This window comes from Capnocytophaga sputigena, from assembly GCF_900446695.1.
GTDB lineage: Bacteria > Bacteroidota > Bacteroidia > Flavobacteriales > Flavobacteriaceae > Capnocytophaga > Capnocytophaga sputigena.
In genome coordinates this window covers 50,120-69,618 of record NZ_UAVP01000008.1, presented here as the reverse complement: position 1 = coordinate 69,618, position 19,499 = coordinate 50,120, and the positions used below count along the sequence as shown (strand labels likewise).

Below are 19,499 nucleotides of genomic sequence, written 5' to 3'. Positions count from 1 at the left end.
AGTCAAAAGTTTAGTAAAAAATCAAAGGTTGAAAAATGGTTTTGCTTTCCTTTACACCACCTTCAACCCTTGATTATTATTTAAAACCTATTGTTTAAACACGTTGTTTTCTCTATTGATATCCACACTTCTGTTGTTAGGGTCTAGCACTATGCTTTGGATATCACTCAGTGGCATATCAAGCTCAAAAGTGTAAGTGAGGTTACCCCAGCCCCAAGCAGGGAGTACAAGGCGAGAGTAAGCAGGATAAGTATTAGGTTTTTCGCCGTAAGTCATTCGCGAAGGTACATATACATATTGAGTTTTTCCAGCTTTATCAGTTACAAAAAGGTCGATAGAGAGAGGCAATCTGCCTAAACGCTTGAGGGTAACGCTAGTTTTATTACCTTTGGCAGTCACCTTGTCGATAGCGTAATCGGCTACGTGGTCAGTTTGCATAAACTCGTTGAGGAACCACTGCAATTGCAAACCCGATACTTTTTCGGCAATGCGAATAAAATCGTTAGGAGTAGGGTTTTTGAAAGCAAATTCGCGGTAGTAACGTTTGAGAGTTTTTAGTAGTGCCTCATTACCCATTAGGTAATCTAACTGGGTGAGAAACAACTGACCTTTGTAATAAGCGGCAATGCTATAGGCGTAGTTGGTCGCATAACGATCGGAATGAGTGATAGTAGGTTCTTGCAATCTCGATTTCACCAAATTGAAGTAGCCCTCATAAGCATCTTCAAAAGGGTATTCGTTTTGAGGGATAAGTCCTAAAACTTGTTGTTCGGCAAGGGTTTGTATATACGAAGTAAAGCCCTCGTCCATCCACGGATAAGCAGCTTCATCAGTAGCTAAAAGGTGTTGAAACCAAGCGTGAGCCAATTCGTGAGTGGCTGTGCCTACTAATTTTTCATATTTTTCACCACCTACCATAAGGGTACACATTGCGTATTCCATACCGCCGTCACCACCTTGGATAAAAGAGTATTGAGGCCAAGGGTAAGCACCGATGAGCTTGTTGAAAAAATCAAATACTTTTAGCATATCAGGCTGAATGCGTTTCCAAGTTTCAGGATATTTTTTGTAGAAGAAGTGCATAGTTTTACCATCGCTGAGTTTGTGTTTGTCGTGAACAAACTGAGGGTCGGCAGCCCAAGTAAAATCGTGTACGCGTTCAGCGACAAAGTGCCAAGTTCTGGTTTTAGCTTTTTTAGGTAGGGCAGGAACTTTTATCCCTTCATCTTCATAGCCAAAGCCTATTTCATTAGCGTTTTGGAGTATACCCGAACCAGCTACCACATAGGTTTTGTCCAAGGTGATTTTTACATCAAAATTACCCCAAACGCCATAGAACTCACGTCCTAAGTACTCGGTGGTGTGCCAACCTTGGTGATCGTAAGCCACCATTTTGGGGTACCATTGTGCCATTGAAAGAGCTACACCATCGGGGTTGTTGCGCCCTGCACGGCGTATCATTACGGGCAACTGACCTTCAAAAGTCATATCGAGCACAGTTTTGCTATGAGGGAGGATAGGGGAGGGAAGGGTAACTTTTAAGATAGTACTCTCGTGAGTGAAAGTTGCTTTTTGCCCATCTTGAGTCATAGCTGTAATGCGCAAAGAGCCTATTTCGGAAGGTGATAGTTTGGCAATTCTACTCTCGTAGACAGGTTTTTGTTTAGTACCTACGTTGTTAGCCATACGTCTATCGGGGTCGGGGAGAGCTTGCAAGTTGCTGTCCATCTCGCTATTAGGCTGAAAAGCATTGTAGTAGAGGTGATAGAACACCACGCGAAGAGTGTCGGGGGAGTTGTTCGTATACGTGAGTTTTTGAGTGCCTTTGTACTGAAAGGTTTTCACGTCCATTGTTACGTCCATTTGGTAATCAGCTTGTTGTTGCCAAGGATTGTCTTGCGCACTTACATTCAGCGCAAAAGCGAAGCCACAAAGGGCTAATAGCATTTTTCTCATCAGATGAATTGTTTTAGTTTTTTAGAAAGCGCAAAGATAAAGGTTAATTTGCTCATTTCCAAATTTGCTCATTAGCAAATTCTTTACTACCTTTGTCGCCTCAATTATTGTTAATTATTCATTGTCAATTGTTAATTGAAATATTATGGATTTTTTATTTTCTGTTGATGCCCTTGTGGCACTCCTTACCCTTACTTTCCTCGAAATCGTTTTGGGGATTGATAATGTGATATTTATCTCTATCGTTACAGGTAAATTACCCGAAAACCAACGCAAACGTGCTACTCGCTTGGGACTCTTCTTGGCAATGTTTATGCGTATAGGTTTGCTATTGGGAATTTCCTTCCTCATTCGCCTCAAAGACCCGCTTATAAGTTTTGATTGGGGTTGGTTCTCAGCACATTTCAACGGACAAGCACTGATACTTCTCGCGGGAGGTATTTTCTTACTCTACAAATCAACTAAAGAAATTCACGCTAAAGTAAATCATATAGAACACGTTACCGAATCGGAACAGCCTCAAGCGCGACAACAGGCTTCTTTTAGCGGAGTTATCGTGCAAATCTTACTGATAGACATCATCTTTTCAATAGATAGTATCCTCACAGCTGTGGGAATGACTAATGGATTGGAAGGTGCAATTTACCTAATGATTATCGCTGTAATCCTTTCAGTGGCAATAATGATGCTCTTTGCTAACCCAGTAGGTAATTTTGTGAACCGCAATCCGTCAATCCAAATATTAGCACTTTCATTCCTGATACTCATTGGCTTTATGCTTATCACTGAGAGTATGCACCTATCAGAAGCGGTACTCGCTGGACAAACGGTAGGGGCAGTGCCTAAGGGCTATTTATACTTTGCCATTGCCTTCTCATTGGGCGTTGAGTTTTTGAATATGAGAATGCGGAAGAAGACTGAAAAATGAAAGTATATACTAAATGCAAACATTGCGCTGAAGAAATCTCTTGTACTACAGAAGCTACTGATCGTGTAGAATTTGCGATGCGAGAAGGGGAAGAAAAATCACTCGTCTGCCCTAATTGTAACCGCCGTTTTACTTATGAACCTAACGATTTTCGCGCCAAACCCTCAAAAATAGGGCAAATAGTAGCCTTAGTTATTCTTATTTTGGGAGTGCCTGCTCTTATCTATGCTTTTGCGGGAAAAAACTACATTGTATTAGGAGGCTATTTACTGATTCCGTGGGCTGTTTATGCGATTATCACCCAGCAAGACCGCAGCAGAGTAAGCAGTTTTAACCAAGTGCTTTTTAGAAGAAAGTCGCAAAGAGAATAACTTACCAGAAAATATAAAATAATACATCTTGACACATCTTAGTAAAATTGCTGAAGTTGTATAAGTTATAGAAAAACAAAACCCGATAGTTTGATTGCTCAGAGACCTATCGGGAATAAAATTGGGGCAAAAATACGAATAATTTTAGAAACAACAAAAAAACATAATGGTTTTTGATGATTTTAAAGATACTACTTTATGGTTTAGATCATATTCAAAATGTTTGTAATGAAATTGATAAATTAAAAAAATAGTAAAAACAATGGACAATATTTTAGGATATGACACTATAAAAAACTATTTGCAAGCCAGTGTGGAAGCAGGTCGCATTCCACACGCTCAGTTATTTGTCGCTGGCGAAGGACAAGGAGGACTGCCAATGGCAATTGCCTACGCAACTCTCATTCTTTCGCACGACAACCCTAAAGCAAAAAACCAATGCACCCAACTCGCTCACCCCGACCTTCATTTTGCATTTCCTACAGCTACTAACGACAAGGTGAAAAAAGACCCTATTAGCTCGCTCTTTATGGACGAATGGCGCACTTTTGTAAAAGAACAGCCCTATGGCTCTCTTTTCGATTGGCTCGTGTTCCTTGGTATTGAGAAGAAACAAGCCAACATAGGAGTAAACGAAGCTAAAGAGATTACCAATAAGTTAGCGCTGAAATCATTTGAGGGCGGTTATAAGATAATGATTATCTGGATGGCAGAGAAGATGAACGTAGAAGCCTCTAACAAGCTCCTCAAACTCCTTGAAGAACCCGCCGATAAAACGGTCTTTCTCTTGGTGGTAGAAGATGAAAATGCCTTGTTAGACACTATCAAATCGCGTTGCCAAATTCTGCGCTTTCCGCCACTCAGTGAGAAAGCTATCAAGGAAGCACTCATCACACGTGGTTTGGCTGAAGCCGAAGCAACTAAAATAGCCCTACGCGCTCAAGGAAACTTCAACAAAGCCCTCCAACTGATGGACAACAAAGAAAGCGAAGAAACTACTTTTGAACGTTGGTTTATTGCGTGGGTGCGTACTGCCTACCGCGCGCGTGGCAACAAAGCCTCTATACAAGGACTCTTGCAATGGAGCGACGAGATTAATACGGTAGGGCGTGAGGCGCAAAAACAGTTTTTGCAGTACTGCGCTGAGGTATTCCGTCAGGCATTTCTGCTTAACTACACAGCCTCCAATTTGGTGTATATGCAATTTAACGACCCTACTTTCCAACTTGCCAAATTTGCGCCTTTTATTCACGGCAACAATATTGAGGCAATACACAACCTCCTCGAAGAAGCCCAGTTACACGTAGAGCGCAACGGCAATGGCAAAGTTATTTTTACCGATTTGGCTATCAAACTCACCCGACTATTACACACCCCTAACACCTGAAAACTGACCCCTAACACCTAATAAACTATGCTCAAAGCAATTTCCCCCATCGATGGTCGTTATGCCGATAAAACGACTTCCCTTGTGCCTTTCTTTTCCGAAATGGCACTTATTCGTTATCGTGTGCAAGTGGAAGTAGAGTACTTCATCGCGCTCTGTGAACTCCCCTTGCCTCAACTCGCTGCCTTTCCTAAGGAAAAATACACCGATTTGAGAAAACTCTACCAAAATTTCACCGAAGAGGAGGCTCTAAAAGTAAAAGAAATAGAGCAGACTACCAATCACGATGTGAAAGCGGTAGAATATTTCATCAAAGAAGCTTTTGATTATCTGCAACTGCAACCCTATAAGGAGTTTATACACTTCGGGCTCACCTCTCAGGACATCAACAATACCGCTATTCCACTTAGCATCAAGGAAGCCGTACAACAAGTGTATTTGCCTGCTTTGGAACAATTGCTCAGCAAACTGAGAAGTTTAGTAGCCCAATGGGAAGACGTACCATTATTAGCACGCACTCACGGTCAGCCGGCATCTCCTACGCGTTTGGGCAAGGAATTCGAGGTGTTTGTCGTTCGTATGGAACAACAGTTACAAACCCTTATCGCAGTGCCTTATGCTGCCAAATTTGGGGGAGCAACCGGTAATTACAACGCTCATAAAGTAGCCTACCCTAATATCGATTGGAAGGCTTTCGGAACCCGCTTTGTAGAGGAAATATTGGTGTTACACCACTCATTCCCCACTACCCAAATTGAGCATTACGACCATTTAGCCGCTCTTTTTGATGCGCTCAAACGCATCAATACCATTCTCATCGATTTGAATCGCGATATTTGGACGTATATCTCTATGGACTACTTCAAACAACAGATAAAAGCAGGCGAGGTAGGCTCTTCGGCTATGCCTCATAAGGTAAATCCTATTGATTTTGAAAATTCTGAAGGTAATTTAGGCATTGCCAACGCTCTTTTAGAGCATTTATCGGCGAAATTGCCTATTTCCCGCCTGCAGCGCGACCTCACCGATAGTACAGTATTGCGCAATGTAGGGGTGCCTTTTGGTCATATACTCATCGCCCTGCAATCTACCCTCAAAGGACTCAACAAACTCCTTTTAAACGAAGATAAAATCCGCCAAGATTTACAAGACCATTGGGCAGTAGTAGCCGAGGCTATCCAAACGATTTTGCGTCGTGAAGGCTATCCTAATCCGTATGAAGCCCTCAAAGCTCTCACGCGCACCAATACCGCTATCACAGCCGAGACTATCAGCAGTTTTATCGATACCTTGGAAGTAAGTGAAGATGTAAAGGCTGAACTAAAAGTCATCACCCCCGAGAACTACACAGGAGTTTAGTTTAGGTAAGAGATAAGAAGTAAGAAAAATGCTCAGGTAAATCCCTGAGCATTTTTTTATTGGAATAGTTGTATCAAATTTTCTATGACCCCGAAGTTGGTTTGCTTAGCAAGGGTGCGCAAGCGCTCTTTTAAGGTCAAACGCTTGCTCAACTCTCCTTTTTTACAGCGCTTCAAATCGATGAGAAGTTGCTGAATTTCTTCATATACCCTCGTTTTCCAATGCGGCTGACGTTTAGAAACAAGCTCAGGAATTGAAGGATCAAACAAACGCAACATATCCACCGTTTGGGCAGCAAATTGAGTGTCGCGCTCATATACAAAACGCTGCGACATATTTTCTACAGGATCTTTCGTTAGAAAAAGTTCTTCGCTAAAAGTACTATAAATCTCTATTGCAAAATCCACTTTTCCCATCCATATAAGTGCATTACACAGTTTAGAAATGAGGATATCAGGAGTGTTAAATTCCTCATCAAACACGTGTAAGGGTTTAGCGCGTAGGTTGCGATGTAAAGCAGCTTCAGCCACGCGAATCGCTTCTTGTTCGTTGTTGTTTAAGTAAGCCAATACTACTTTGGCTATGGTATAACGCGTTTCAGGATAATGAAAGAAACTATCAGGATAATCTCGCCATACCGATTCAATGTATTTATCAGCTTCTTTAGTATATTTTTCTACAAGACCTGCTCCACCTTCCCCCCATTTTGTACTGCAAAACACACCATAAGCAAGAAAAGAATTCTGACACACTCTCAAGTGTTCCAAAGGCTGAGTAGCGAGATAGGTTTCGATGAGATGTACATAGCTTGCTTGTGCCATATAGTCGTAGTATGGAAACCAAGGGTAAAGCGACTGAGTGATTTTTGGGGTGTTCTTATAGCGTTCCAAGAACGAATAAGCATAAGGTAAATCGTTCAAAATGATAGGAGCGTAAGCCTCGTGAGTGTCACGCAGTTTAACGTCGAAAAAACTCGCGCCCGAGAAAGCAATAGTGTCGTAGAAAGAGTTGATAACCTCGCGCAGTTGTGTAGGGGTAGCAGGGGTTGTGTTGTTGCAAAAGCTCTGCCAGTCAACAAAACCAATGTAGTTACACAACAGGTTTAAACTTGTAATACTTAGTTGTTTCTCCTTGTCAATTTTCCCAAAAAAGCGGCGCAAGGTTTGGGTAGATAGACGTGTTTCTTCTGATAATTTTTCAAAGTCAGTGGTTGAGAAAACTGTTTTTCCAAAGGAGCGGTTTACTTCGTTTTGTAAGCGGTTAATGTGTTGTTTATAAGCGTTATCAGTAGCTAAATCATTTGTCATTTTCCACGTCAAGTATTTATAATTGGGGTGCAAATATACACAAAAACACTAAGCTGTACAAAATTGTACAGAAAATTTATACACAATTGTACAAAATTGGACTTTCGTATTTTTTGGAGCGATTATACTTTTGCCGCTGAAAAAATGAATTGTAAAATGAGAACAATTGTACTTATTTCGTGTGCTTCTAAAAAAGCAAATGCAGCAACAACTGCTGAACAATTGTATACAAGCCCTCTGTTTAAGAAAAATTTAGCACACGCTAAAAAACTAAATCCTGATGCTATCTACATTCTTTCAGCAAAGCATTACCTACTGCCTTTAGATAAGGTAATAGAACCTTACAATCAAAGAGTAAGCAACAAAAAAGCTGAAAATAAAGCGTGGGGTGCTAAAGTAATTGAGCACCTCAAAAAAGTAGCCGACCTGCAAAATGATAAGTTTATCATCTTGGCTGGCAAGGACTATGTAAAGTCTCTCAAAGGTAGTTTAAAAAATGTTGAACTTCCTTTTGAAGGTGTAAAAGGAAATGGCGAAATGCTCCAAATACTCAATGAAGAAGAAGAAAAACAATGGGTAGCAGAGCAAAAACTAATGGGCGCTGAATTACAGAAAATAAGCAAAAGAATTGCTGCCCTCAACTCCACTACTGTAGCAAGCGAAACTTTCCTTTCTGCGCTACACGATTTCTTTAATACCCTAAGACGTTTTTCTTACCCTTACCAAAAGAAAAGAGGTAAAAAATGGATTGTACCTCGTAATGGTATCTATGTCTTCTTTGAAAAAGGAGAAATATACACAAATCCACAAGGCTATTCACAAGATAGAATTGTGAGAGTGGGAATTCACACAAAAGATAGTGATAAAGATTCTCAAAGAGGTAATAAGCTATTTAGCCGTTTAGATCAGCATTTTAGAGGGAATATGAAAGCAAGTAGTTTTAGAAAATATGTAGGGAATAGCCTGCAAAACAAAGCTAAACATTCTATCACAGATATAGAAAAAGAAGTTTCTAATTATATGAAAGAGAATTTTTCGTTTGTCGTTTTTGAAGTAGAAACTCAAAACGAGCGGGAATTCTGGGAAAATAAACTCATATCCACCCTTGGTCAAGCCGGTAAAAATGGAATTATAAAATCATCAAATAATTGGTTAGGTAAGCACTCGTCTAATCCCAATGTTAAAGCAAGTGGTCTTTGGCAAGATGATGATATGAATGGTCTCCCTCTTACCCTTGCTGAGTTGCAACAACTTTTGCAAATAATACAACAATCTAATGCTAAATACAAACTCTAATATTTGTAGTTTAGCAATTAATAACAACTATCCTATCGTAAAAACAAAATCAATTTATTAACAATTAAATAAAAGTCAAAAGTAATGAAATCAATCTTAAAAAAATCAGTTTTAGTTGTAGTTTTAGTAGTTTTCGGTTTAACTTTCACATCTTGCCAAAAGGATTCTGATAAGCAGGATGAGTTAAAGAAGCCTAATAAAGTTGAATATGATGGTTCATCTAATGAGGATTCAGATAATATCAAACCTGGTAATCCAAACAATGGTAATAATAATAACCAGTCCCCTGCATCTGAAAAACAATTATTAATAAATAAAATAAAAGAAATTGATGCTATTATAGGAGATGAACATACTATTTACGTGGCTCATGATTCTCGGGAAGTGCTTACTTTCGTTTATAATAAAAAAGATGGCTTTGTAGAATCCACCAGCTCGAATTATTTATTAGACATTAATCCTTCTAATATAGATCAAAAAGATATAATATATGCATACCGCACTAAATATATAGAAAAAGAATATATAAATAAAAGAATAATTAATATTAATGATCCTAATGAAAAATGGGCTAAAAAAATAATTGAAGCTTTCCTAAAAATTGACACCAATAAAAAAGTAGAAAAAATAGAATATTAATGATAGGTATTTATATAACAATAATAAAATAAAAATATCCATTAGGTTATTCGAAAAGATAAACTTAATGGATATTTTTTTATTTTGTTTTATTTTTTTAAATAGTATTAGTATTATAAAAGAAATTTATACTTCTATTATTCTCAGCCCATTCTTTTACCTCTTGGATATCATCATTAGCACTATCAGTAAAAGTGGAATAGTTCAACGTAACTCCACCTGGTAATTTAAATTCAAAAGTACCATAAATCTGAGACAGGGCTCTTTTTACAAAAGCGCATACCAATCTAAAAAAGTAATAGGATTTATATAAATCTTGTAATCTTAACCTCTGCATCACCTGGAGCACCAAATTGTCCCTACTGGTAGTGTAGAAGCTTATAAAAAACTTTTCAAAATACAAATTAGATAATTATCAACACTCAAATAACTATTTTATCTCAATGAAAAAACTCTTTTTTATCGCAGTAGCAATATTGAGTGTCTAAAGAAGAGATAATCAAACAAAAACCACCGCTGTGCATTTACTCGCTCAGCGGTGGTTCTTTATTGCCTTAACTTTCCTAATGAGCAAATTGGCGAATTGTCAATTACTAATAAAACAGATAGGCTAAAATAACAAGGAGGCAAACTGACTCTTCATCAATTTGCCTCCCGGAGGGGTGAAGGCGTATAGAGACCCAAAGTCTCGTCCCGCACCATTCAAAACGAATTTAATCTGTTTTGCGTTGCAAAGATACTACTTTTTTAATACATACGCAAATTTTTTAGCTGTTCTTTATTTGCAATATTTCTATCAACTATACTTAATAATTGATAATTAAATATTTATACTCTATCCTCTAACCTTTTCATTGTTATCTGTCCGTTGTTAATTATTAATTGTTAATTGTAAAGAATACTGCCTCCTAATCTTCTCCTCTGGTCGTAAACAGAAGGTGTATAGACAAAGTAGGAATCCCCATTCTAAAGGCTTCATCAGTATATAAGTGAGGTTGGAAGCCCAGCGGGTTTTGATTTTTTTAGAGAGGTTGTAGCCATAGCGGTCGTAGTTCTTGCGTATAAAGCGGTGTAGGGTAGGAGAGAGGTCGGCGATAAGTTCTTCAAAGGCGTTAGCAATCTGCAACTGTCGGTTTACGATAATGCGCTGTTTGCCTCGTATCCCCCAGCGCAAAGGTTTTACTAATTGCGGACTCCCACAGGCAGCTACCGTGCAAAGATAATGCCCTTGGTGGGGTAAATGCGGCGGGTGGTCGTGTTGTGAGAACCCCCAAGTTGTAGTCTCTGTCAGAGCTTTGCTCACAGCATCGTAATCTTCTCCAAAGAGCATCAGTACTAAGGTAATGAGCACAAACACAGGCAATATAGCTATTACCGAGGAGCAAAACAGCGCACTTTTTGTAGAGAGTTTTTCGTTTAGCTGGTTGAGCCATTGGTGTTTAGAAGGACTAAAAGATAGGTTTTTAGGCAAATCGATGAGCGTGCGAATGATGATACCCAAACCTAATAACAGACTGAAAACAGGAAAGCAAGCTAAGATTTCAGCACCTTCTTGTGAGCCTAAAAGTTGCAAGATGAGTACCCCGTTAAAAAACAACCCTATATAGAGCACGCACAATCCCAATGCTAAAATAAGTGGTGGCAAAGCTGATTTGCGAAACCAAAGAAGCACTAAAGCAATGTGATATAGTAAGAAAAATACTAAATATATAAGGCTGTATTGTTTAGCGATGAACTCATAACCATTGTCAATAGGGTCAATAGCTTTATCATAAGGATGTACATCGATAGCTACCCCTATGAGGAAGAGAAAAAACAAGAAGATATAACACAAAATCGTTAAACTTTGTGCCAAAGGAACTTGTTGCTTCATAAGTCCGTAGCAACATAAACCTACTAATATTAAAATTGGCAATAATAAAATCATAACTCTTACTTGTTAATTATTACCTCTTATCTCTTAATTCTTGCCTCTTACCTTACTTAAAACAATCGCTCCTGCCATTGCCACATTCAGGCTTTCTGTCTGTTGGTGTTTGCTAAAACGCGGAATAGTGATTGCCTTATTCGCTAAGGAACGCACTTCGGGGGTTATCCCATTGGCTTCATTGCCTAAGATGAGTACGCAATCTTCGGGAAATTCAGTAGTATAGAGGTTTTCACCTTCCAAATCCATTACATATACTGGCAGACTACAAGTAGCCAAAAATCCCGCTAAATCTACATAATGCACTGCTACACGGGTAAGTGAGCCCATTGTGGCTTGCACTACTTTAGGGTTATAGCAATCTACGGTTTGGGTGTTACAGAGCAAAGTTTCGATGCCAAACCAGTCGCAGAGGCGTATCAGGGTGCCTAAATTGCCAGGGTCTTGCACGTTGTCCAAAGCGAGAATTATCCCCTCTTGCAGTATGCCCTTGTGCTTGCGTTGGTGAAAAATTGCCAAGCCCTCATCAGGGTTTTTGAGGGCACTCACTTTCCTCAATTCCTCTTTGCTCACCAGCGTGATAGGGTGATGGCTAAGAACTTCGGCAAACACTTCGGTGGCGATGAGCAGTTCTAATCGGTAGCCTGCTTGCAGAAATTCCACGATGCTCTTTTTTCCCTCTACTATAAAGAGATTCAGCTCGTTGCGGTATTTTTTCTGTTGTAGTTTCTGAATTAATTTGAGTTGATTTTTGCTAAGCATAAAATAATTGTGTATTTTTGAGCCCTAAAAACAAAAACTTGTGAGAAATACGCGTTCCCCACTAAGCCTTATCGGTATACTACTCGTCTTGACCATTGCACTCAGCGCGTGTGATGCTACCAAGCGTGTGCCTAAAGACCGCCATTTGCTCAGAGAAAATCTCGTGTACGTGAATGGCACTAAAACCGACGATGCAAAGATAAACAATTTTGTGTTACAAAAGCCTAATTCGTATATTTTAGGAATGCCCATCAGTTTGTATATCTACAATTTGGGCAATCCTAATGCCGAAAAAGACTTTGCTCAATGGATTGACACACACCCAGGTTGGCATCGTTTTCTCAAAGGACTCTTGTCTGAAAAACAGGTGGGCAGACTCCAGAAATCGTTTTTAGTATCGGGTATCGACCACCAATTGCAACGCATAGGCGAAGCTCCTGCCGTGCTTGATACAGCCCGCGTACATAAATCTACCAAACAATTGGGAGCGTACTTCCGCAGTATAGGCTATTTCAACAACAAAGTAACCGATAGCATTTTCCCTCTTCCTAAAGAAGAAAAACAACAAGCTAAAGTAGGCTACTACATCACCACGGGCGAGCGTTACTATTTGGATAGCCTCAAAACGAAAATCACTTCTCCCGAAATTGATTCGGTTTACCAATTGCACAAATCAAAAACTTTCCTCAAATCGGGGGCGCCCTATCAGCTTAGCGATTTTAGCAACGAGCGTTCACGCCTATACGAACTCTTCCGCAACAATGGTTTTTACACTTTTCAGCAGAGTTCTATCAACTTCCAAATTGTACGCGATACAGTTGCTGCCCAAAAGGACACTAAACTACAGGTAACCACCGATATAGGCGACCTTATAGAACGCGATGGCGATGTGATTACTACCAAAAAATACAAAGTACACCACATCAATAAAATACGCCTCTACACCGATTACGACAACAAAGTAGATAAGAGTACTTTGGACTCTATACAGTATCGCGATATGCTTATTTACTACAAGGATAAACTCCGCTATCGTCCGCGAGTGCTGTACCACGCTACGGGGCTGCGAAAAGGGGCGGTCTACTCCGATATGGAGCGCGGTAATACTTATCGTCAGTTCAATAACTTACGCGTGTTTCGCTACCCCAATATGGAGTTTAAATACGCCGCCAACGATACCTTGCAAAACAAACTCGATGCGAATATCTACCTATCGTCTATGGATAAATTTTCATTGCGTCTTACCAATGAGATTAAGCGATCGGAAATTGAAGCCATTGGTTTTGGGATAGGTACTTCGTTTGCAGCGCGCAACTTGTTTAGAGGGGCTGAAACTTTAGAACTGAACTTCCAAGGGACTTTTGCCTCACAGCCTACACTTAAGGATACGCGATTTTTCAATACCTCGGAAGGGAGTGGTGATATCCGCCTCATTTTCCCCTCTATCGTTTTTCCACTGAATACTCGCAAGCTCATTCCGTACTATATGACCCCTCAAACTATTTTGCAAGGAGGGATGAGTTACCAAACTAATATAGGGCTTGATAAACGCACTACTTCGGGCTTATTGCGCTATGTGTGGAATCCGCGCAACCAAAAGAATAAGGTGATTTTCGATTTGATAAATGTACAGTACGTGAACAATATCAACCCTGGTAACTTTTTTAATATCTACCAAAGCACGTATGAAAGGCTCAATGATATTGCTCGTAAGTATAGCTTAGGCAGTCGATATGTGGATAGCCGAGGGAATCTTACCCCCTCCGAAGGTACCTTTAACTTTATGAATGATATATTTGAAGGGACTTTAACTATTCAGGATGAGGATATTTTGCCTCTTTTTGGAGTTGCTGAACGCTATCGCCGTATTACTAACAACGACTTTATCGTGGCGAGTAGTTTTACGTATATCATCAATAGCAAATCACAGTTTTTTGACCGCAATTTCTCTCAACTCCGCTTCAAAATAGAAGGAGCAGGCAGTTTGCTCAATGCCATTGCAGCGACCTACAAGGTAGTGAATAGTGATGGGAGTACTAAAAATAAACTCTTTGGGGTGGAATACGCCCAATATGCCAAAGCTGAGGTCGATTTTATCAAGCACTTCCCTGTTAGCAAACAGAGTTATTTGGCGTTTCGTTCTTTCTTAGGAGTCGCAATTCCGTATGGTAATTCCGATAATATACCCTTTTCACAGAGTTATTTTGCGGGAGGTACTACCGATAACCGCGGGTGGAAAGCCTACCGCTTAGGTCCTGGGGCAAGTGGTTCAATTTTGGATTACAACGAAGCCAATATGAAGATTACACTCAATTTGGAATATCGTTTTCCTATCTTAGGAGCTCTCAAAGGAGCTCTCTTTACCGATGTAGGAAATATTTGGAATGTAGCCGATGATACTCGATTTGATAAGTATAAATTCAAAGATCTTTCATCACTAAAAGATGTAGGTTTGAGTACAGGTTTAGGTTTGCGTTATGATTTCAATTTCTTTGTCATTCGCCTCGATATGGGGATCCCTACCTATGATCCTGCTGAACCTATAGGTGATCGCTGGATAAAGAAATTCAGAATAAAAGAAACGGTGTTTAACTTTGGTATCAACTATCCTTTCTAAATCAATATGCAACCGCTTACGTGTATTATAGTAGATGATGAGCCTATGGCGCTCTGTCTTTTAGAGAGTTATGTGAAGAAAACTCCTTCCTTGCAACTTGTGGGGAAGTTTAGCAATGCCATAGAAGTATTGCAATTTCTGCATAGCAACCCCGCCCCCGAGCTTATCTATATGGATATACAGATGCCTGAACTCAACGGTTTGCAACTCTCCAAAAAGCTTCCCACGGCTTCAAAAATAGTCTTTACTACAGCTTTTGATCAGTATGCCTTAGAAGGGTATAAAGTAAATGCGATAGGCTATTTACTGAAACCTTTTGATTACTCCGAGTTTTTGGAAACAGTAGAAAAAGCCTTGCTTATCGCTGGAACTACTGCCCCTCAAATTACCGAAGTACCTGATTATATGTTCGTAAAAACTGATTACAAACAAGTGAAGGTGCTCTACAGCGATATTCTTTATATAGAAAGCCTAAAAGATTATGTGAGAATATACCTCATCGGCGATACAGCCCCTATTACCACCCTGATGAGTTTAAAGAAATTAGAAGAAGATTTACCTCCTGAACAATTTATGCGCGTACATCGCTCGTTTATTGTAGCCTTAGATAAAGTGGAAGTGGTAGAGCGCAATCAAGTAGTATTTGGCAAACAGCGCATCACCATTGCCGAACACTGCAAAGAGGCGTTTTTCGAGAAGATTAAGTTATAAAAAAGCTGTTTAAACATCGTTTAAACAGCTTTTTATCTATTACTTGTTACCTGTTACCTCTTACTTATTATTTAAGAGTCTTTTTAACGGCAACTTCTTGGAAGGCTTCTATTACATCACCTTCGTGAATATCGTTGTAGTTTTTGATTTGCAAACCGCAATCGTAACCTTTGCTCACTTCTTTTACGTCGTCTTTGAAACGCTTGAGTGAAGAAAGTTCGCCGGTATAAATCACCACATTCTCGCGCAATAGGCGTATCTTAGAGTTGCGATAGATTTTACCATCAGTTACCATACAGCCCGCAATAGTTCCTACTTTAGAAATCTTGAAGAGTTCGCGTATCTCTACTGTACCAGTTACCTCTTCTTTGAACACTGGTGAAAGCATACCTTCCATCGCGTCTTTCAAATCGTTGATAGCATCGTAGATGATAGAGTAGGTACGGATATCAATAGATTCTTTTTCTGCCAAAGCACGTGCATTAGTCATTGGGCGAACGTTGAAACCAATGATAATCGCATCAGAGGCTGAAGCCAACAATACATCCGATTCGGTGATAGCACCCACACCTTTGTGGATGATAGACACTTGAATCTCTTCGGTAGAGAGTTTTTGGAATGAATCGGTAAGTGCTTCTACCGAGCCGTCTACGTCTCCTTTGAGGATGATATTCAACTGTTTGAAATCGCCGAGGGCAATGCGTCGTCCAATCTCGTCGAGGGTGATGTGACGCTGTGTACGCACCGATTGTTCGCGTTGTAACTGAGCGCGTTTGGCTACTATTTGTTTAGCTTCTTTCTCGTCTTCAAATACATAGAACTTATCACCTGCTTGAGGGGCTCCGTCGAGACCTAAGATAGAGATAGGAGTAGAAGGACCTGCTTCTTTCACCTTTCTACCGCGCTCATCGTGCATAGCGCGTATTTTACCCGAGTTAGTACCTGCAAGTACATAATCACCTACGCGCAAAGTTCCTGATTCTACGAGTACAGTAGATACATAACCACGACCTTTGTCGAGAGCAGCTTCTACTACAGTACCTACAGCAGGTTTGTTAGGGTTTGCTTTTAGTTCAAGGATTTCAGCTTCTAAGAGTACTTTTTCCAATAGTTCAGGAACACCAATACCTTGTTTAGCTGAGATGTCCTGTGATTGTATTTTACCACCCCATTCTTCCACAAGTAGGTTCATACCTGCCAAGCGTTCTTTAATTTTATCGGGGTTAGCATTAGGTTTGTCAATCTTGTTGATAGCAAAGATGATAGGCACTCCAGCTGCTTGAGCGTGACTGATTGCCTCTTTAGTTTGTGGCATCACATCGTCATCGGCAGCTACCACAATGATAGCGATGTCAGTTACTTTAGTACCACGAGCACGCATAGCGGTAAAGGCTTCGTGACCAGGGGTATCGAGGAATGTAATGCGCTCACCGCTTTCGAGTTTCACCCCGTAAGCTCCAATGTGCTGAGTAATACCACCACTTTCACCTGCAATCACATTTTCTTTACGAATGTAGTCGAGAAGTGATGTTTTACCGTGGTCTACGTGACCCATTACGGTTACGATAGGCGCACGAGGCACTAAATCTTCAGGTTGATCTTCTTCAGTATGGATAGCCTCCTCAATGTTGGCAGTTGCAAATTCCACTTCATAACCAAATTCATCGGCTACGATAGAGAGGGTTTCAGCATCAAGACGCTGGTTCATAGTAACCATAATGCCGAGTGACATACAAGCACCAATAACCTTGTTGATAGGCACATCCATCATTGTAGCTAATTCGTTTACGGTAACGAACTCGGTTACTTTTAAGATTTTTTCTTGTTGTTCTTGTTCTGCGAGTTCTTGTTCCGCTTTTTGGCGGTGAGTTTCGCGTTTTTCTTTGCGGTATTTAGCCCCTTTAGATTTGGTACCTTTTCCTTGCAAGCGTTCGAGGGTTTCGCGCACTTGTTTTTGTACCTCTTCTTCAGTAGGTTCTATTTTGGTAATAATCTTGTTTTTCTTTTCTTTTTTCGCAGTGTCGCCACCTTTGGTTACATTCACTTCATCTTTGCGAATGCGTTTGCGTTTGCGTTTTTCGCTGTCGGCAGTAGCCCCAATAGTACTATTAGTAGTTTGAGCCTCTTTTTCTTTGTCTTTATGACGGTTGCGTTTGCGTTTTTTCTTCTTTTTCTCGAATTGGCTAAGGTCAATTTTCTCACCTACCACTTTAGGCCCAGTGAGTTTTTGGTATTGGGTTTCAATCACACCAATAGAAATCTCAGGAGTAGGTTCTTCCTTGTGTTTAGTGTGTTGTTCCTTTTTCTTAGGCGGGGTAATGGCTTGCATCAAAGGGTTTTGATAAACAGTTTTATTTTTTTGAGCGTCGGGTTTGGGGGATTCTTTCTTTTTGATCTCTTTGTGGTCTTTGTGGTTATGATTTTTATTTTCGTTGTTTTTAACAACTTCGGCAGCAGGAGTTACTTCTACTTCTTTTGCTACTACGGGCTCTACAGGAGTAGGAGGGGTGCTTGCTACCTCGGTTTTAGGAGCTTCGGCAGGAACTGTTTTTTCCTCTTTTTTAGCCCCATCAAGGTCTATTTTGCCCACAGGTTTGAGTCCTGCCAATTGAGCTTTGGCACGAATTACTTCCTGTTCTTGTTGCTTGCGTTTTTCTTGGTTTTCCTTCTCTTGTTCCATACGGATAGCTTCACGCTCTTTGCGCTTATCTTCTACAATTTCTTTAGAAACCGCACGCTTATTTTTGTCGGCTTTAAATTTGTTAGAAAGGAACTCAAAAGCCTCTTCGGTAATTTTAGTGTTCAAACTCTCCTCAATTTCAATGTTTTTGTGTTTTTTGAGTTCTTCCACTGCAGTCGCCAAAGAGATATTTAAATCCTTTAAAACTTTGTTAATTCTTATTGTTTTTCCCTCGCTCATATATATGTTTTTAGTTATCAATTAGCAATCGACAATTACATAATTGTCAATTCCCCTTTTTTGTTACCTCTTACCTAAATTACCTGCTACTCAAATTCGGCAGCAAGTACTTGTAGCACCTCGTTTACGGTTTCTTCCTCAAGGTCGGTGCGTTGCATTAGCTCTTCAGCTGAAAGTTCAAGTACGCTTTTAGCGGTATCAAGACCTGCTTTTTGGAGCTCTTCAATTACCCATTGTTCAATTTCATCGTTGAACTCGGTAAGTTCAATATCTTCTTCGGTTACTCCTTCGCGATATACATCGATTTCATAACCTGAAAGCTGACTTGCTAAACGGATGTTGTACCCTGATTTACCAATAGCTTTAGAGACTTCTTCGTTAGCCAAATATACATCGGCACGTTTTTCTTCTTCGTTGATAATTACTGAAGATACGCGTGCAGGTGCTAAGGCACGGGTGATAAGTAGCTGTGGGTTGTTAGTGAATGGCAATACATCTATATTCTCGTTGCCTAACTCACGTACAATGCCGTGGATACGAGCACCACGTACTCCTACGCAAGCCCCTACAGCATCGATGCGCTCATCAAATGAATCTACCGCTACTTTGGCTTTTTCACCAGGGATACGCACTACTTTGCTAATGGTGATGAGACCATCGGCAATCTCTGGAATTTCTTGTTCAAACAAGCGCTCTAAGAACACCGGAGAGGTACGCGACATAATGATGGTAGGCTTGGTGCTTTTTAGTTCTACCGATTCGATGATACCGCGCACGTGTTCGCCTTTCTTAAAAAAGTCGGAAGGGATTTGTTTTTCCTTAGGAAGGATAATTTCGTTACCTTCGTCGTCAAGCAAGATGATGGCTTTGTGGCGGATATGGTGAATTTCGGCTACGTATAGCTGACCTATCAAGTCTTTGAAACGCTGATAGATAGTCATACTATCGTATTCGTGAATTTTAGAGATGAGGTTTTGGCGCAAAGCCAAGATAGCACGGCGACCTAAGTCATTAATTTTAATTTCTTCAGAAACGTCTTCCCCTACTTCAAAGTCGGGTTCGATTTTGCGAGCTGCCGAAAGGGCGATTTGCTGGTTGTCGTTAGTAACCGCATCGTCTTCCACTACCACGCGGTTGCGGAAAATTTGTAGGTCGCCTTTATCGGGGTTGATAATGATATCGAAATTATCGTCAGAGCCGTATTTCTTTTTAAGGGTATTGCGGAAAACTTCTTCCAAAATAGCCATCAAGGTTTCGCGGTTGATGAGTTTATCATCTTTAAACTCCGAGAATGATTCGATTAATTCAAGACTATTCAT

At 40.2% G+C, this 19,499-nt stretch carries 15 protein-coding genes; 8 read left to right on the top strand and 7 right to left on the bottom strand.

All coding sequences use genetic code 11. The annotated features are described in order from the left end of the window. Positions 1-87: 87 nt before the first annotated feature. Positions 88-1,956: a M1 family metallopeptidase gene (locus DR017_RS06670; RefSeq protein ID WP_002679422.1), complete on the bottom strand. Its 1,869-nt coding sequence runs from the start codon at positions 1,954-1,956 to the stop codon at positions 88-90. A 145-nt stretch (positions 1,957-2,101) separates the two neighbouring features. On the opposite strand from DR017_RS06670, the gene DR017_RS06665 reads away from it, so the two are divergent. The 4 genes from DR017_RS06665 to purB all read left to right on the top strand — a co-directional run bounded on the left by DR017_RS06665 (position 2,102) and on the right by purB (position 6,001). Beyond that, positions 2,102-2,884 carry a TerC family protein gene (locus DR017_RS06665; RefSeq protein ID WP_002679348.1) on the top strand — a complete coding sequence of 261 codons (783 nt, stop codon included), beginning with the start codon at positions 2,102-2,104 and terminating at the stop codon, positions 2,882-2,884. Next, positions 2,881-3,255 carry a hypothetical protein gene (locus tag DR017_RS06660; protein ID WP_002679278.1) on the top strand — a complete coding sequence of 125 codons (375 nt, stop codon included), beginning with the start codon at positions 2,881-2,883 and terminating at the stop codon, positions 3,253-3,255. The genes DR017_RS06665 and DR017_RS06660 overlap by 4 nt, the downstream gene beginning before the upstream one ends. 262 nt (positions 3,256-3,517) lie before the next feature. Further along, positions 3,518-4,642 carry a DNA polymerase III subunit gene (locus DR017_RS06655; protein ID WP_002679536.1) on the top strand — a complete coding sequence of 375 codons (1,125 nt, stop codon included), beginning with the start codon at positions 3,518-3,520 and terminating at the stop codon, positions 4,640-4,642. A 27-nt stretch (positions 4,643-4,669) separates the two neighbouring features. Continuing rightward, positions 4,670-6,001, top strand: a complete 1,332-nt coding sequence (purB, locus tag DR017_RS06650; protein WP_002679354.1) for an adenylosuccinate lyase — start codon at positions 4,670-4,672, stop codon at positions 5,999-6,001. Positions 6,002-6,057: 56 nt separating this feature from the next. Here the strand turns inward: purB and DR017_RS06645 are convergent, their stop codons facing one another. Continuing rightward, positions 6,058-7,308, bottom strand: coding sequence for a hypothetical protein (locus DR017_RS06645; protein ID WP_002679425.1), 1,251 nt, complete (start codon positions 7,306-7,308; stop codon positions 6,058-6,060). A gap of 156 nt (positions 7,309-7,464) precedes the next feature. On the opposite strand from DR017_RS06645, the gene DR017_RS06640 reads away from it, so the two are divergent. Further along, the gene (locus DR017_RS06640; protein WP_040361191.1) at positions 7,465-8,604 is read left to right on the top strand and encodes a DUF6884 domain-containing protein; all 1,140 of its coding nucleotides are present in this window, start codon (positions 7,465-7,467) and stop codon (positions 8,602-8,604) included. A gap of 84 nt (positions 8,605-8,688) precedes the next feature. Then, the gene (locus tag DR017_RS06635; RefSeq protein WP_002679237.1) at positions 8,689-9,243 is read left to right on the top strand and encodes a hypothetical protein; all 555 of its coding nucleotides are present in this window, start codon (positions 8,689-8,691) and stop codon (positions 9,241-9,243) included. A gap of 97 nt (positions 9,244-9,340) precedes the next feature. Here the strand turns inward: DR017_RS06635 and DR017_RS14560 are convergent, their stop codons facing one another. From DR017_RS14560 to DR017_RS06620, 3 genes are all read right to left on the bottom strand, one after another. Next, on the bottom strand, positions 9,341-9,646 hold the full coding sequence (locus tag DR017_RS14560; RefSeq protein ID WP_502243687.1) for a hypothetical protein: 306 nt from the start codon (positions 9,644-9,646) through the stop codon (positions 9,341-9,343). A 468-nt stretch (positions 9,647-10,114) separates the two neighbouring features. Next, positions 10,115-11,170 (bottom strand): DUF6688 domain-containing protein, encoded by a 1,056-nt coding sequence (locus tag DR017_RS06625; protein ID WP_002679330.1) that lies wholly within the window; start codon positions 11,168-11,170, stop codon positions 10,115-10,117. Between the two features lie 33 nt (positions 11,171-11,203). Further along, entirely contained in the window at positions 11,204-11,932 is a 729-nt protein-coding gene (locus DR017_RS06620; protein ID WP_002679339.1) for an RNA methyltransferase, read from the bottom strand. A 40-nt stretch (positions 11,933-11,972) separates the two neighbouring features. Between DR017_RS06620 and tamL the strand changes: the two genes are divergently transcribed. Both tamL and DR017_RS06610 read left to right on the top strand, forming a co-directional pair. Then, positions 11,973-14,549 (top strand): translocation and assembly module lipoprotein TamL, encoded by a 2,577-nt coding sequence (gene tamL / locus DR017_RS06615; RefSeq protein WP_040361190.1) that lies wholly within the window; start codon positions 11,973-11,975, stop codon positions 14,547-14,549. 6 nt (positions 14,550-14,555) lie between these two features. Then, positions 14,556-15,260 carry a LytR/AlgR family response regulator transcription factor gene (locus DR017_RS06610; RefSeq protein WP_002679491.1) on the top strand — a complete coding sequence of 235 codons (705 nt, stop codon included), beginning with the start codon at positions 14,556-14,558 and terminating at the stop codon, positions 15,258-15,260. 67 nt (positions 15,261-15,327) lie between these two features. Here DR017_RS06610 and infB read toward each other — a convergent pair whose 3' ends face one another. Together infB and nusA are read right to left on the bottom strand one after the other, a co-directional pair. Beyond that, positions 15,328-18,180 carry a translation initiation factor IF-2 gene (infB, locus tag DR017_RS06605; RefSeq protein WP_002679437.1) on the bottom strand — a complete coding sequence of 951 codons (2,853 nt, stop codon included), beginning with the start codon at positions 18,178-18,180 and terminating at the stop codon, positions 15,328-15,330. A gap of 86 nt (positions 18,181-18,266) precedes the next feature. Then, the gene (nusA, locus tag DR017_RS06600) at positions 18,267-19,499 is read right to left on the bottom strand and encodes a transcription termination factor NusA (protein WP_002679495.1); all 1,233 of its coding nucleotides are present in this window, start codon (positions 19,497-19,499) and stop codon (positions 18,267-18,269) included.

Excerpts from the sequence above, each read along its gene's own strand:
- DR017_RS06640 (WP_040361191.1), top strand. The coding sequence starts at position 7,465 with ATGAGAACAATTGTACTTATTTCGTGTGCTTCTAAAAAAGCAAATGCA.
- DR017_RS06625 (WP_002679330.1), bottom strand. The coding sequence starts at position 11,170 with ATGATTTTATTATTGCCAATTTTAATATTAGTAGGTTTATGTTGCTAC.
- purB (WP_002679354.1), top strand. The coding sequence starts at position 4,670 with ATGCTCAAAGCAATTTCCCCCATCGATGGTCGTTATGCCGATAAAACG.
- DR017_RS06610 (WP_002679491.1), top strand. The coding sequence starts at position 14,556 with ATGCAACCGCTTACGTGTATTATAGTAGATGATGAGCCTATGGCGCTC.
- DR017_RS06670 (WP_002679422.1), bottom strand. The coding sequence starts at position 1,956 with ATGAGAAAAATGCTATTAGCCCTTTGTGGCTTCGCTTTTGCGCTGAAT.
- nusA (WP_002679495.1), bottom strand. The coding sequence starts at position 19,499 with ATGAATAGTCTTGAATTAATCGAATCATTCTCGGAGTTTAAAGATGAT.
- DR017_RS06665 (WP_002679348.1), top strand. The coding sequence starts at position 2,102 with ATGGATTTTTTATTTTCTGTTGATGCCCTTGTGGCACTCCTTACCCTT.
- infB (WP_002679437.1), bottom strand. The coding sequence starts at position 18,180 with ATGAGCGAGGGAAAAACAATAAGAATTAACAAAGTTTTAAAGGATTTA.
- DR017_RS06620 (WP_002679339.1), bottom strand. The coding sequence starts at position 11,932 with ATGCTTAGCAAAAATCAACTCAAATTAATTCAGAAACTACAACAGAAA.
- DR017_RS06645 (WP_002679425.1), bottom strand. The coding sequence starts at position 7,308 with ATGACAAATGATTTAGCTACTGATAACGCTTATAAACAACACATTAAC.
- DR017_RS06635 (WP_002679237.1), top strand. The coding sequence starts at position 8,689 with ATGAAATCAATCTTAAAAAAATCAGTTTTAGTTGTAGTTTTAGTAGTT.
- DR017_RS06655 (WP_002679536.1), top strand. The coding sequence starts at position 3,518 with ATGGACAATATTTTAGGATATGACACTATAAAAAACTATTTGCAAGCC.
- DR017_RS06660 (WP_002679278.1), top strand. The coding sequence starts at position 2,881 with ATGAAAGTATATACTAAATGCAAACATTGCGCTGAAGAAATCTCTTGT.